The organism is Hahella sp. HNIBRBA332, from assembly GCF_030719035.1.
Classification (GTDB): Bacteria; Pseudomonadota; Gammaproteobacteria; order Pseudomonadales; family Oleiphilaceae; genus Hahella.
Genome location: NZ_CP132203.1, coordinates 5720263 through 5735045, shown reverse-complemented (window position 1 = coordinate 5735045; position 14783 = coordinate 5720263). Strand labels below are relative to the sequence as shown.

General features: G+C 50.1%; 10 protein-coding genes. 2 read left to right on the top strand and 8 right to left on the bottom strand.

Going from position 1 to position 14783, the window contains the following annotated elements; all coding sequences use genetic code 11:
* Positions 1–11 precede the first annotated feature (11 nt).
* Positions 12–1139: a DNA replication/repair protein RecF gene (gene recF, locus O5O45_RS25330; protein WP_305902098.1), complete on the top strand. Its 1128-nt coding sequence runs from the start codon at positions 12–14 to the stop codon at positions 1137–1139.
* A gap of 23 nt (positions 1140–1162) precedes the next feature.
* The gene (gene gyrB, locus O5O45_RS25325) at positions 1163–3580 is read left to right on the top strand and encodes a DNA topoisomerase (ATP-hydrolyzing) subunit B (protein ID WP_305902097.1); all 2418 of its coding nucleotides are present in this window, start codon (positions 1163–1165) and stop codon (positions 3578–3580) included.
* Between the two features lie 62 nt (positions 3581–3642).
* On the opposite strand, the gene O5O45_RS25320 is transcribed toward gyrB, so the two are convergent.
* The 8 genes from O5O45_RS25320 to O5O45_RS25285 all read right to left on the bottom strand — a co-directional run bounded on the left by O5O45_RS25320 (position 3643) and on the right by O5O45_RS25285 (position 14603).
* A complete protein-coding gene (locus O5O45_RS25320; protein ID WP_305902096.1) occupies positions 3643–4170 on the bottom strand; it encodes a P-loop NTPase family protein in 528 nt (175 codons plus the stop codon).
* Positions 4171–4367: 197 nt separating this feature from the next.
* Positions 4368–6167, bottom strand: a complete 1800-nt coding sequence (locus O5O45_RS25315) for a right-handed parallel beta-helix repeat-containing protein (RefSeq protein WP_305902095.1) — start codon at positions 6165–6167, stop codon at positions 4368–4370.
* Between the two features lie 164 nt (positions 6168–6331).
* Positions 6332–7321 (bottom strand): ABC transporter ATP-binding protein, encoded by a 990-nt coding sequence (locus O5O45_RS25310; protein ID WP_305902094.1) that lies wholly within the window; start codon positions 7319–7321, stop codon positions 6332–6334.
* The gene (locus O5O45_RS25305; protein WP_305902093.1) at positions 7318–9219 is read right to left on the bottom strand and encodes a dipeptide/oligopeptide/nickel ABC transporter permease/ATP-binding protein; all 1902 of its coding nucleotides are present in this window, start codon (positions 9217–9219) and stop codon (positions 7318–7320) included. Before O5O45_RS25305 ends, O5O45_RS25310 begins: the two co-directional genes overlap by 4 nt.
* Positions 9216–10163 carry an ABC transporter permease gene (locus tag O5O45_RS25300; protein ID WP_305902092.1) on the bottom strand — a complete coding sequence of 316 codons (948 nt, stop codon included), beginning with the start codon at positions 10161–10163 and terminating at the stop codon, positions 9216–9218. Before O5O45_RS25300 ends, O5O45_RS25305 begins: the two co-directional genes overlap by 4 nt.
* A 555-nt stretch (positions 10164–10718) precedes the next feature.
* Positions 10719–12287: an ABC transporter substrate-binding protein gene (locus tag O5O45_RS25295; protein WP_305902091.1), complete on the bottom strand. Its 1569-nt coding sequence runs from the start codon at positions 12285–12287 to the stop codon at positions 10719–10721.
* A 544-nt stretch (positions 12288–12831) separates the two neighbouring features.
* Positions 12832–13107, bottom strand: coding sequence for a hypothetical protein (locus O5O45_RS25290; protein WP_305902090.1), 276 nt, complete (start codon positions 13105–13107; stop codon positions 12832–12834).
* Between the two features lie 209 nt (positions 13108–13316).
* A complete protein-coding gene (locus O5O45_RS25285; RefSeq protein WP_305902089.1) occupies positions 13317–14603 on the bottom strand; it encodes a hypothetical protein in 1287 nt (428 codons plus the stop codon).
* Positions 14604–14783: the final 180 nt, after the last annotated feature.

Genomic DNA, 14783 nt, shown 5'->3' with positions numbered 1-14783 from the left:
GGACTGTTTGTATGGGTCTTAGCCGTATTGCATTCACCAACTTGCGTAATATCTCCAGTCTAAAGTTGGATACCTCTGCGAGATTACTGTTATTTCACGGGAATAACGGAAGTGGAAAAAGTAGTCTTTTGGAAGGCGTTTACCTGCTGGGACGGGGTGCGTCATTTCGCACTAAAGAACTGGATTACGCTGTTTCACATCTGTCCGATGAAATGGTCTGTTTTGGCGAGGCCGTTAATGAAGATGCAGGCAAGTCATTCCGCATTGGTGTTAGCCGCCAGAAGACAGGCAAGCTGACAAGGGTCAGGATCAATGGCGAGAGCGCCAGGACCTTGTCCGAGCTGGCGGCGGCCCTTCCTATATTGATTGTCACTCCCGATACCTTTGGGTTTATTAACGGAGGTCCTGGAGAGCGAAGGCGCTTTGTCGACTGGGGAGTGTTTCACGTGGAACACCAATTCAAAGTGGTTTGGCAGAACTGGCGCAAATTGCTATTGCAAAGGAATAAATTGCTGAAAAGTGGTAATATTAGCCGTTCTGAGTTAAGTGCATGGGACAATCAATACGTAGCGTATTCAGACGAGATAAGCCGCTATAGAGACGCTTATTTCGCTGAGTTGAAAGAAATTCTCATCGAATCTCTGAAAGAGTCCAGTGAACAAACCAGGGATATTGGCGACAAGCTGACGATTACGCTTAGCAACGGCTGGTATCAGAATGATGTCAATCACATGGAGCAATTGGCTTCGTCAGTCGAAAGCGACGTAAAAAAAGGATTTACGACTCTAGGCCCGCACCGGGCGGATATTAAAGTAAAGGTCGGTGGGGTTCACGCGAAGGAAGTGTTATCGAGAGGTCAACAGAAGACTCTGATAACTCACCTGTACTTATCACAATTGGAAATATTACGGCGGCGGACAAATCAAAGGCCCATTGTGCTGATTGATGATGTTGGAGCGGAGCTGGATACCGGAAATCAGGTAACACTGTTAACGAGAATGTTGGAGAAAGGGGCCCAGGTGTTTGTGACGGTCCTGGACAAACAGCAGTCAGAATATTTGTTCGGCCATTTTAATCAAGAATACGACACGCAAATGTTTCACGTGGAACAGGGTGCTGTCACCAAAGTCCACAATTAGCGTGTGACGGTTAGGAGAGATATATGTCCTCATCGGGAAATTATGATTCCTCAAGCATCAAAGTGTTAAAAGGCCTGGATGCGGTAAGAAAGCGTCCAGGTATGTACATTGGCGACACTGACGATGGCACCGGTCTTCACCACATGGTGTTCGAGGTAGTTGATAACTCTATCGACGAAGCCTTGGCCGGATACTGTAAAGAAGTGAAGATCACGATTCATGCCGATGAATCAATCACGGTTAGCGATGACGGCCGTGGCATCCCCGTCGATATCCACGAAGAAATGGGCGTTTCCGCCGCAGAAGTTATCATGACTATGCTGCATGCTGGCGGTAAGTTCGACGACAACAGCTACAAAGTATCCGGCGGTCTGCACGGTGTAGGTGTATCGGTAGTCAACGCGCTTTCAAAAGAACTACGCCTGACTATTCGCCGCGACAACAAAGTTCATGAGCAGGTATATAAGCACGGCGTACCGCAAGCGCCTTTATCTGTAGTTGGCGAAACAGACCGCTCAGGTACGGAAGTCCACTTCTTCCCTTCCGCAGAAACGTTTAACAATATCGAGTTTCACTACGATATTCTGGCCAAGCGCCTGCGCGAACTCGCCTTCTTGAATTCTGGCGTTAAGATCACGTTGCACGATGAGCGTTCTGCGAAAACAGAAACCTTCGAATATGAGGGTGGATTAAGAGCTTTCGTTGAGTATCTCAACCAGACCAAAAACCCAATTAACAAAGTTTTCCACTTTCTGAAAGAAAGAGAAGATGGCATCACTGTAGAAGTGTCACTGCAGTGGAATGACTCCTTCCAGGAAAACATTTTCTGCTTTACCAACAATATTCCTCAGCGTGACGGCGGCACCCACTTGGCTGGTTTTAGAGCCGCCCTTACCCGCTCTCTTAACAGCTACATCGAAAAAGAGAGCATGCTGAAAAAGACTAAGGTGGCTACCTCCGGCGATGATGCTCGCGAAGGTTTGACTGCGATTATTTCCGTTAAGGTTCCAGATCCTAAGTTCTCCTCTCAGACCAAAGATAAGCTGGTTTCCTCTGAAGTTAAGACTGCTGTCGAGCAGGAAATGAATACTCACTTCGCAGACTTCCTGGCGGAAAATCCCCAGGACGCGAAGAACGTAGTCAACAAAATGATCGACGCGGCTCGCGCTAGGGAAGCGGCCAGAAAAGCCCGTGAAATGACCCGTCGTAAAGGCGCACTCGATATCGCCGGATTGCCAGGTAAACTGGCTGACTGCCAAGAGAAAGATCCTGCTCTGTCTGAACTGTACATAGTGGAGGGTGACTCGGCGGGTGGTTCCGCCAAGCAAGGGCGCGACCGTAAAACTCAGGCTATTCTGCCACTGAAAGGTAAGATCCTGAACGTGGAAAAGGCCCGTTTCGACAAGATGCTGTCTTCCGCTGAAGTCGGCACTCTGATTACGGCTCTGGGTTGCGGAATCGGTCGTGAAGAGTTTGATGTGAACAAGCTGCGCTATCACAGCATCATCATCATGACGGATGCGGACGTGGACGGCTCCCACATTCGTACTTTGCTGCTGACCTTCTTCTTCAGACAGATGCGCGAAATTATTGAGAACGGCCACGTTTATATTGCAATGCCTCCTCTGTACAAGGTGAAAAGAGGCAAGCAGGAGCAGTACGTTAAAGATGAGAAAGCGCTTCAGCAGTACCTGACCCAGAGCGCGCTTGAGAACACTCAATTGTTTGTAAATCCAGAAGCTCCCCCCATTATCGGGACTGCGCTGGAGACTCTGGTGACGGATTACCGTACGGCGACAGGCGTCATTGAACGTATGTCCAGAGCCTATCCCAGGGGCGTGCTGAACCAGCTTCTCTATGTACCTCGTTTGACGCAGGAGCAACTCAAAGATAAAGGCGCCGTTGAAGCCTGGGTCGCTTTGCTTAACGAGAAGCTGGGCTATGACAACAGCACTGGCAACAACTACGTCATCAGTGTTGTGGAAGATGCGGAAAGAAGCCTGTTCTTGCCTCAGGTGGAATTGGTTCAGCATGGTGTGGACTATAAATACACCTTCAACCAGGACTTCTTTGGCTCCAGCTCTTACACCAACATTGCCGATATGGCCGAAAAACTGGACGGTCTGGTTGAGGCTGGCGCTTATGTGAAGCGGGGTGAAAAGACGCAGGCTATCGAGACCTTTGACGACTCATTAGTCTGGTTGATGAAGGAAGCCCAACGTGGCTTGAACATCCAGCGCTATAAAGGACTGGGTGAAATGAACCCTGAGCAGTTGTGGGAAACCACCATGGACCCTGCTGTGCGTCGCATGATGAAAGTTACCATCGAAGATGCGATCGCTGCGGATCAGATCTTTAACACTTTGATGGGCGATGATGTAGAACCACGTCGTGATTTCATTCAGACCAACGCTCTGTCTGTTATGAACCTGGACGTGTAAACTACTCCCCCTCTCCGTAATAAAAAGGGCTGCAATCGCAGCCCTTTTTTCACCATCGTTTGTTAGGCGTCCCATGAAAGCAGGCAGCTCTCCATCTCCTTCGGAGAACGAATCCGAATAAAGCGGATGTGAGCATATTGCGGATCTTTCATTATCGACAGGTATCTTTCGCGATTTTTCTTATAGGTAGTCATGGTCCAGAGGACGATGGAGTCCCTGCTGAACAGCTTGCGTAGTGATTCTTTATTGCCTGTGCCCGCCCAAAGTTCCTTTTTTGTGATGATACGGGCCAGTGCTCTTTTAACTGCCTGAAAGAGTGTGCGCGGGAAAGAGTAGTCTATCCAAACGACTATCTGCACTCTCTCCCATTTTAGCTGCGTTCTGCTGTTGTAATTACCGTCTAATATCCAGTCTTCCTGCTGCAGCGCCTGCGCAACCCGGGCGCTGAAGATCTCTTCTGGATGATTTCGCCAGTCGGGCCCCCAATACAGGGCGTCCATTTCTATATAAGGAATGTCGAGCTTTTCTGACAGCCTTTTACTGAAGGTAGACTTCCCACTGCCACTGGTTCCAATTACGTTAATTCTCATCTTCACTCCTTATATTCAGAAAAGCTTAAACAGGGGTGAAGCAACGCGGGGGCGACATTATAAAGTTCTCTGACTAAACGTATAGGTGCTGTGGCGGGGTTTTTTATAATGCCGAAAATATTCACAGTTAACACAGGTCAGGGTAATAAAAAGCGGCACATCAAGCCGCTTTGCATATGGGGGTTAACTGAGTTTAGCTACCAACTGTCGTGAGGGTCTTCGCCATTGGTAAGAGAGGTCATCATCTGACAGCCCCAGGATATTTCTTCCTGTGGAGACAGTTGGAATTGTCCCAGAGTCTCGAAACCCAGCTCCTGTAGTCCGGCGAATGATAAGCGTGGAAATGAACCGGTAACGCTTGAATGGCGGTTTATTTTCCATACATAGGGCGAGGGATTATTGGAAAAATACTGGTTCTGGTCGATCAGTGTTTCCTCTTCCATGATGGACTCCCGCTCTCCGTTCTTCTTGGCGTCCATGTGGATGAACAGATCATGGTAACTTTCTCCGTAATTATAAAAACGATTACCAATGATTTTGTTCTGACGTGTTTCCCATGGGGCTTCGATACGAGGCAACAGCACTCCCCTTTCGTCGACCAGGCGTGTGTCGAAGCGTTTGCCTACCCCTCGATCACTCCAACTTAAAGCTACGCTTCCGCCCTCTTTATCTGGATGCTCTTCAATAATGTTGCCTCTTACTTCCACATTCTGAGAGTTTGATAAGAACAACTGGCCGCCATAAACAGCGCCGTTGCGTCCCACAAGATTGTTCAGCATTTTCGCATCGAAACTGATCTCATGAAAAAGGCCGGCGGAGAGGTTGTCGAAAACTATATTCCACTGATAGATCGTTTGCTCGTTACTGACGTCGCTCCATAGCCCTGGGCCTTTATTATTAAAGACGCAGTTACGGGTGATTCGAAGTCCGTAAGAGTTGAGGAACTTACCGCCACCGCCTTCAAATTCCCAGTTTATGTACGCTTTGTTGTTGTCATATATGACATTGCCGTCGATTAACGAATGCATGGCGTACAAGGCGCCGATACCGAGATCTCCGTTCTCGTAGGATTGGTTGTAGCGCATGATGGTTTCCGCTCCCGCCCTGATGCCAATACTATGTGAACGCCTGACAATATTGTTCTCCACGCGCCAGCCAGCGGCGGGCCACTGACCGCCAATTGCGCCGTGTTGGATATGGGTTGCGAAGTTTTCTACGATCAGGCCGTATATGCCCACATCTGTATTCTCCACTTCCCAGGCGTTGAGAGGTTTGGGTTTGTAGACTCCTCTATCGAAATAGCGCCACTGGAATGCAGCGCCCGCCAAAGAAAGCTCCATGGCCTGATTGGTTGGCATGTCGTCTTTATGCACATAGACCACACCGTTTTCATAATCAAAATACCAAGCGCCGGGAACGACATCGTCTCGACTGGCTACATGAATCATCCATTGGTTGTTCTTGAACAGATCTTCCGGGTAATTGCAGCGGGGATTGATAAAGGCCCCGGTTTGAGCGTCTTTCTCACAAACCTGCTCGGGGGTTTTGTAAATGATGCGATCCAAGGCGGGAGGGTTTTGCACTTCGGCGAAGAAGAGATCTCCCTGTGGTCGCCAATCTGTTAGAGCTTGAGAACCACGCAAAATAGTCAATGGGTGACAGTCTTCATCGAACTCGCCATAAAACTGCATTCCTTTGTGAGGCTTGATTGCGTCGCGAATACGATGCACGCCAGCCTTCAATACAAACGTAGTTCCTTCGGGCTCCTTGGAGAACAATGAAGGCTCATGAAAGCCTGGATCAATATAGACAACATTTGCGCTGGCGGGAGGCGCACTGCATCGAGGGCGGAATGGATTGTCGTTGATATCGATGATCTCAGTATGCTCTAACGCCAGTTCAGGATTTTGGCTGGTCAGAATAAGGCGCTCAATAGCATATGTCTGACTTGTCATGACTGAGAGGCAACACGCAATGATGGCTTCGGATAATGTCATAAATTATCTCCTTATAAATTCAGACTTATTCCCATGACGCATAGATTTTAGGTGATTGAAAAGACAAAGGCTGACATGTCAGAGGAGGAGAAAATAGAAAAGAGTGAGGCCGTTGTTAAACTTACGTGGACTCTGATAACGGCAAATATACTAGAAGCAATGACTTAGGGGGTTACTGGATCTCCCCCCACAGGAAAATGACACGCGGCTATGCGTCCTTCTCCTTCCATTGAACGAAGTCTGGGATGCTCATGGCGACATTTGTCCCCCGCGTTGATGCACCGGGGAGCGAATGGGCAGCCCGGGGGCGGTGAGGCGGAATCGGGGAGTTCTATGGCTTCGCTCTCTCCTCGCAAACCTTTCTTACCGGGAAGCGGAATAGAATCGAGTAGCAAACGGGTGTAAGGGTGTTTCGGAGACCTGAACAGTTCACCGGCTGGCGCCTGTTCTACGATGCGCCCGAAATACATGACTGCGACGACGTCGCTGACTGCTTCCACGACAGCCAGATCATGACTGATAAACACGTAAGCGAGGTGGTAGCGTTGCTGGAGATCCTGCAGCAGATTCAGCACCTGGGCCTGTATGGAGACATCCAGCGCAGAAACCGGTTCATCCAGAACCAGGATCTGTGGTTGCGCCGCCAACGCCCGTGCTATGCCGATGCGTTGCGCCTGACCGCCGGACAATTCATGGGGGTAACGCTCCAATAGCTCTGGACGTAATCCAACGGCCTCCATTAGCTCCTGTAGACGCCTGTAGCGCGCGTTTTTCTCCATCCCCAAGAGAAGCGCCATCGGCGCCTCTAAAGTCGTTCTGATCGCCTTACGTGGGTTGAGAGCGCTAAGAGAATCCTGGAAGACATACTGGATCTGGCTATGCAGACGCTTACGTTTGCTAAGGCTCTGATCTGGCCATGATTTCCCCTCTAGGGTCAAATGGCCTGCGCTGGGTTGATCAAGGCCCACCAGCATGCGCGCCAGGGTGGATTTGCCGCAGCCGGACTCGCCTACAATGCCCAGGGTGGCGCCGGGTTGAATACATAGATCCACGCCTTGTACGGCCTGTACTAGCGGCTTGCGTCGACCAAGCCAACCGCGTCCGCCGCCATAGTGACGGGTGAGGTTGCTGGCGGTCAGGAGAGTTTCGCTCATGAATCGGTCTTCCATAGGGGTTTGATGCAGCGGGCGAAACGGTCTTTGCCCAGTGGTCGTAGGCTGATATCGCCGCTCCGACAGTCATCTGCCGCAAAAGGGCATCTATCCGCGAACGCGCATCCTGCGGGCAGGTTGTTAACTGCAGGAGGAGAACCGGGAATAGCGGGCAGACGATTCTGGCTTCGACCTGGAATGGGGACGCAATCGATCAAAAGGCGGGTATAGGGATGGGCGGGATTGTTCAACACCTCCCAAGCGGCGCCGACTTCCACGATGCGCCCGGCGTACATGACCGCCACACGGTCACAGATTTCGGAAACGACGCCAAAATCATGGGTAATGAACAAAAGCGCCGCACCACTCTGTGTGCGTTGCTGGTTCATCAACTTCAACACTTGAGCCTGTACCGTGACGTCCAAGGCGGTAGTGGGCTCGTCCGCCACGATGATCTGAGGATGATTGGCGAGAGCCATGGCGATGCAAACCCGTTGTCGCATGCCTCCGGAAAGCTCATGGGGATAGCTGTGGGCTTGGGACGCGGCGTTGGGAAGACGCACTTGCTCAAACAGTCTGACTGCGGCGCGCCATGCCTCTGTATAAGAATACGGCTGGTGCGCCTGAATGGCTTCAGCCACCTGTGCGCCAACCGTGAAGAGCGGGTGTAGGCTGGAGAGAGGATCCTGAAATATGTAGGCGATTTCCCCGCCTCTGAGCGTCTGTATGCGATGCTGTGGAGAAGAGAGTAGATCTTCCCCGCTCCGCCAGACTTGGCCGCTTACGATGCGTCCTGGCGGTGTGGACGTCAATCTGAGCAGGGACATCGCCGTGACGGATTTGCCGGAACCGGACTCGCCTACCAGTCCCAGACATTCGCCCTCACCCAGCTCGAAACTCACGCCGCCCACCGCCTTGTATACTTCACTTCCAACCTGGAACTCTGTTTGTAAATTGCGGACCGCCAGAGCGACTTCTGATGCGTCGGCGTCGGGGAAACTTTGATCCCTTGCTTTTTTCACCGCGGTCATAGCGGCGGGACGAGCTAAAGCGCCGGATTTCAACTTGGGATCGAGCACATCTCTGACGCCATCGCCAATCAAATTGACGCTCATGACCAGCGCGAAAATCATCAGTCCCGGAATAACCGATACATGTGGCGCTGTGAACAGTAATTTGCGTCCCTCCCCCAGCATGGAGCCCAGATCCGCTTGCGGCGGTTGCGCGCCCAAACCGAGAAAGCTGAGTCCTGCGGTTTCCAATATCATCCAGCCCAGTGTCGTCGACATGGTGATGACGATGATGGGAGCTACATTAGGCAGTATTTCCGTTAGCAGGATGCGCACAGGACCTTTGCCGGAAAGCCTTGCTGCATCGATAAAATCGCGTCTTGTCAGACTCAGGGTGACGCCTCGGATATTACGGGCGAAGAATGGAATATTCACCAGGGCGATGGCGTAGAGAGCGTTTGATAATCCTGGCCCCAATGCTGCGACAATCGCCAGCGCCAGTAAGATATATGGGAATGCCATTAGCATATCGACGCCACGCATCAACACATTATCCGTTCGCCCGCCAGCGAAGCCTGCGATCAAACCCAATGCAGAACCGATGACGGAAGCGATCAGCGTGGCGGATAAACCTACAGCGATACTGACGCGCGCTCCCCATATCAAACGAGACAGGAGATCTCTTCCCAGATGATCTGTTCCCAATAAATGTCCTTCGCTTAATGGGCGTAGTAAGCGCTCAGCCGGCGCAGTGTCATTAGGGGCAGACAACAGAAGTACGGGAGCCGCTAGAGCGATGGCTGTCACAAGCAAGAACAGGCAAAGTCCAAAAAATGCGATGTGGTTATGCCGGAATAACTTCCAGGCGCTGGGGCGAGATGAGCGATTCATGTGGTCAGTCTTGGATCGAGTCGATGCTGCGCCACATCCGCGGCCAGATTAAACAGGACATATGAGGTGGCGACCACCAAAACTCCCCCTTGCGCAAGCAAAATGTCCCGAGTGGCGATCGCCTGCACTAACATGCGGCCTATTCCAGGCCATTGGAACACTGTTTCGATATAGACTGCGCCGCCAAGTACGAAGCCAGCCTGAATTCCCAATACAGGGATAATGGCGACCAGAGCAGCCTTAAAAGCGTGGCGGTAGATGACGCGGCGTTCACTCAGTCCCTTGGCGCGCGCCGTGCGTATGTAATCCTGTCGCAGTACTTCCAACATGGCGCCTCGGGTTAGGCGGGCGATTACGCCTGTTGCGATGACCGCCAGCGTAATGGCCGGTAATGCGAGATGTGAGAGTAGGTCCAGAATATCGCCGCCACCGTAAATCGCGTACATACCGCTGGCCGGCAGCCATTGCAACTCGACGGCGAAAACCAGTATCAGCAGCAGTCCCAGCCAGAATGAGGGTGTTGAAATGCCGATCAAAACCAGCAATGTGATCACTCTGTCAGCCCAACTGAACTGGCGTGCTGCAGAGACGATTCCCGCCAATAGTCCGAACAGAGAACAGAGCAAAAAAGAGGCGCCTGCGAGCGTCAATGTGGCGCTGAAGCGTTCTAAAACCTCATCCAGAACGGGACGATTCAAGCTGTAAGATCGGCCTAAATCTCCTTGCAGAATGTGTCCCAACCAGATTAAATATTGTTCAAATGGGCTATGATTTAACCCTAACTGACGGTTAATTCTTGCGATATTTTCAGGCGTTGCATAGGCGCCCAGGATTGCGGTGGCGGGATCTCCGGGAATCATGGCCATGATCAAAAAGACGATCGCCGTCATTCCGAACAGAACTGGAATGACGAAAAGGAGACGTTTGGCGATATAGCCCCACATGGCGGTCAGAGTAGTTCTTTGACGATGGGAAAATGGAAAAGGTTATGTGACAAAATGTCCTTTTTCCTGCTGTGATTTTCCTTGCAAGAAATCTTGTGAGTGCTCGGAGAGTTTGAAGAGGAATTTTGGTCAAAAATGGGGTTTGGAGAGGCCTCTTTACCATTGTTCATTGAAAGGGTCCTTTTGAAATCCTGATTTGAGGTGCGATAACTTGGTTTCAGGTCGTTATTTCTTCATTTTTATAACGGCGAAAAGTGCTTTTTACGCTCGTTTTTTGGACATATTTTATGGGGTTAATTACTGAAAATTTTCCTCAAGGTAAAATATTGCCGATTTAAATTAGCGTTAAATATTTTGATATAAAAAATAACTGAAAAGGTAACTGGCAAATTTTTTCATAATTTAAAATAACATTTATAACTTTATGTTTTTATTCCGTTTATTTCTCTGAAACGTAATGACTACGAACATCATCAAGGAAATGCCATTTTCGCTGTGAAGCTGTGACCAATATGAGTTTTTAAAAGTATGCCGGTTAGAAAATCCGGATAAATTTCATGGTTTATCCACCTCTCTTAAATCCAGAAAAAATGAAGGCTGCAATCTGAAGTTTTTAACGCGTGACTGGCTGACGGCGTTTTGCCTCCAGTTTGCGATAAACGCCCAGGGAGCGTCTTCTTGGACGATGGCCTGCATTTCTTTATAAAGCACGGCTCTTTGGTTCTGGTCCGTAGTGCGACGCGCTCGTTCAAGCAGGTCGTCCACCTTGGGATTGGCGTAGTAACCGGAGTTGAAGCCGCCTTTATCCGGCCAGGCGTCGCTGCGTAATGCGAGATAAGGCAAGGTATCAGGGTCGTTGGTCATCCAGGCCATCTCCGCCATATCGACGTCCTCCGGCAATCCTGGATTCACTTTGCTGAGAAAGGTGTTCCACTCATAAGTCTCTATCTTTACCTGAAGACCCACTTTGGCGAGGTCCGCCTGAATCGCCGCGCCCATCGCGACGGGCTCCAGCATTCCTGAGCCCCCTTCCGTCACATAAAAAGTAAGCTGCGCGCCTTCGTGTCCCGCCGCTTTGATTAGCGCGCGCGCCTTGTCGGGGTTATAAGCGTAAGCGTCCAGGTTTGGGTTATACGCCCAGGCGAAGGCGGGCGGGATGGGTCCTTTGGCGACTTCTGCGGTGCCTTGTAACACGTTTTCCACTAACGCCTTCTTATCAATCGCGTAGTTGATCGCCTGACGCATACGGCGATCCGCCAAAGGGCCTTTCCTGTTGTTGAGAATTAAAAACCATAAATGCGGTCCAGCCTGCTGATAAACCTGGAATCCAGGATCTTTCTCGAACACAGCCAGATTATCCGGCGGGGTTTCCACCATGAGGTCTACGCCGCCTGAGAGCATCTCCGCCATACGTGTGTTGGCGTCGGTAATCGGCCGGAACACTACCGCTTCCAGAGGCGATGCGCCGTCCCAGTAGTTGTCGTTGCGGACAATGACGACCTTGGCGTTGCTAACCCACTCGGCAAAGTGGAAGGGTCCGGTTCCCGCCGGATGACGACCATAATCCTTGCCATACTTTTTCACTGATTCGGGGGAGATGATCAGACCGGTTGGGTAGGCCAGGTTGGAAAGAAACGGAGCGTAAGGCGCATTTAATTCAAATCGAATGTGGAGATCGTCAATCGCTTCCACCTTCTCTATCGGACTGAAGAAAAACGCTAATGGAAAAGGGCCGGTGTCATGATAAGGATGCTTTTCGTCTAGCATGCGTTCGAAATTGAACTTTACCGCTCCTGCGGTGAGAGGCGATCCGTCATGAAACTGTACGCCTTTGCGCAGAGTGAAGGTGTAAGTCTTACCGTCGTCACTGATGGTCCAGGACTCCGCCAACGCCGGCTCCACTTCCAAGGTCCCGTCTTTGAAGCGCACCAGTCCGTCATAGAGATTGATCAGTATGCGAAAGTCATTGAGAGCAGTGACGGCATGGGGGTCGAGGGACTTGGGTTCGGCGATCTGGCCGACCACTAAAACATTGGCGGGCGTCTGCGCCACGCTGGGTGAAGCTAATGCGATGAGTGAGAGGCAGCAAACGAGGATGCGCAGCACGCCCGACAGCCGTTCCATGATTCCCTCCTTGTGCGAGAGGTATTAAATAATACTCTCTCATAAAATTGTCCTTTTGAATCAGTTTGTTAGCGTGTAATTTTACTTCCAGTAAACCAGACTTATCTAAATTTGGTACACTTTTGCGACCGATGGAAAATTTAAACAGGTTAGTATTTTTACCTGTAACATTCTGGACGCAATTGGATGTCCATCGAGCAGGACTTAGGATTTACCCTACCAGTCTGGAAGCCTCAGTCAAGCGACTAATTAGCAGTTTCTTGAATACCAGCAGAGCTTATATTAATGCGGCATAGCATGCCTATATCTATGCCGCACTATTAATCAGGCAGACAAATAGCTTCCTTCTATTTGTCTGAAACGACAGGACCTGCACATGTCAGACCCTGTCTCCCGCAGCTAGCCGCCGCGCAAGCGCATCCATGCGCCTGAGTATTAACATGCCAATATCATTGCCATGTTAATAATAACGTACTTCACTGTGCGGGATTTAACCAGATCGATGTTTTTAAGTAGCTTATTTTATTGGGAAATTTTTATATAGCTACTTATGAGCTTTAACTTTTTGGATAAGAAAAATAATTAGGCCGACTAAAAATATTAAAAATAAAATTATCCCTATCCATAGCAAGGCTATTGAACCTGTTTCTGCCATATGAAACAGCCTCTCATTTCCTGGCTGTAAGTTCAGCTTTTCATATAGAAACCTTGGCGCAATACCATCATAACCCCCTATACCAGCTAAATCTCCGAGAAACACACCCACACAAAAAAATAAAATTGAACTGATAAATACTATGATGAGAATATTGGGTTTCACAGGCTCGACTTACTCATAACATTTGTATAACGCGCATGCGTGTTTATCAATTTCAAGTCTTCGAAGGCACTCAATCCAGTTCACTAAATCCAGTGTAAGCTTCTGGAAATTCGAATTACTCCATTCACGAAAAACTGCATGTGCATATACCCTTTATAGGGGGCTCGTTAACACACTAGATCAGTGTGTAATTACAAATTTCCTTCACTTTATTTTCCCGTAAAAAAGCGCTTCATTACGGGAGTGAGTTTTTCGTTATAACGCGAAAGAATATCTTCGTCTGACATCAGGATACGCAGATATTTCCAGTACTTCTCACCCTCCGGCACGGCTAGGTAGGACACATATAAGGGCATGGGATTTGCGTCCTCAACCAAGGCGGTGAAAATGGCGGTGCGGTTGTCCAGTTTCCATTCTTCGTCGTCCAACTCCTTCCCCAAGGAAGCTAGGTCGGCGCGCACATAATTCTCAAATTGCTGCTGAAAAGAATCTTTGTTACGTTTCAGGCTATCGCTGAACGCCAGTCTAAGCACTTCATTGTCTTGCAGATTCTTCGGTCTATAGAAGCGGTCCTCGTTGACGTTCATCACCAACTCAAAGTTCCGGGGAAGGTCTTCCTCCAGATCAGTCTCATCCATCCAAAAAACGCGGCCATCCAAAAAGGGTCTGGTGCGATCATCAGAGCAGAAACCAAACAATTTCCGCACCTGTTCGCCATTATCGAAGTTTAGCGTCAACGTATATCCAGAAATTTGGTATTCCCCTCGATTATTAGAGCCATCGCCGCCTTTTCTCTGGGAACTGCTGAAAACGCCGGGACCTGATCCCGCCGCCAGTGATTGGTCCCCTGACTCGTCGCTGCTCGACTGCGCATAAACGGATGTTCCAGTCATAGAGGAATAAGCGCCGCCGCTACCCGCTAGACTGGAATGCCCTTTGGAGAAGCTCCCGTCGCCCCTAAATGTCCAACGACGGGTGTTGACCGTGCTACTCATGGATATCCCCGCCATGCCATAAGCGACCCTGTGATAGATCCTTCTGTGCAGGCGTTCGCCTTTGCGGGCGGGAAACAGGCGGCTGGTCTTTGAGAAGGTGCGCCACTCATTCGCATCTTCTGGAATTCTGACGCGGTAGCCATCGTCATCCCTTTCCCAGATTCCCCAGCGCGCAGGCTGTTTCTCCCGGGACTCTTCCGCGTTGAAATCCTCCGGCGGCTCTCCCAATGACCCATACGCGGAGCCATCTTCCATCAGCAGGAGAATTTTATAATCCACCTGGTAATTGGAAGCGACTATGCCTGACGTCGACTCACATAGCAGAGCTTCGTAATCATCAGGGAGTTCATAAACCGGAAGCTCTGCATTGTTAACCGGTCCTGCCTGGGAGCCGGACTCTTGAAAGGGAAGCTCCTCTTCTTCATCGCTGTCTCCCAAGGAAAAGTAAACCAGTAAAACCAGAGCGGAGATGGCGATAGTGCGATAAGTGGCGAACGACATGTTCAGTTTTTCTCCTTGCACCAGGATAACGCCTATGAGGAGGACAGCGGCGTCGCAATGATTAAATCAGGCGATGATTACAGCATATTCTCGGCGCAGGTCATCTGGGAGAAACCCCAGGTTTTCCCGCCAGTGGAACTTGAAGCCCTAATGATGGTCTGTAAGAAGGAAGTGCGGGGG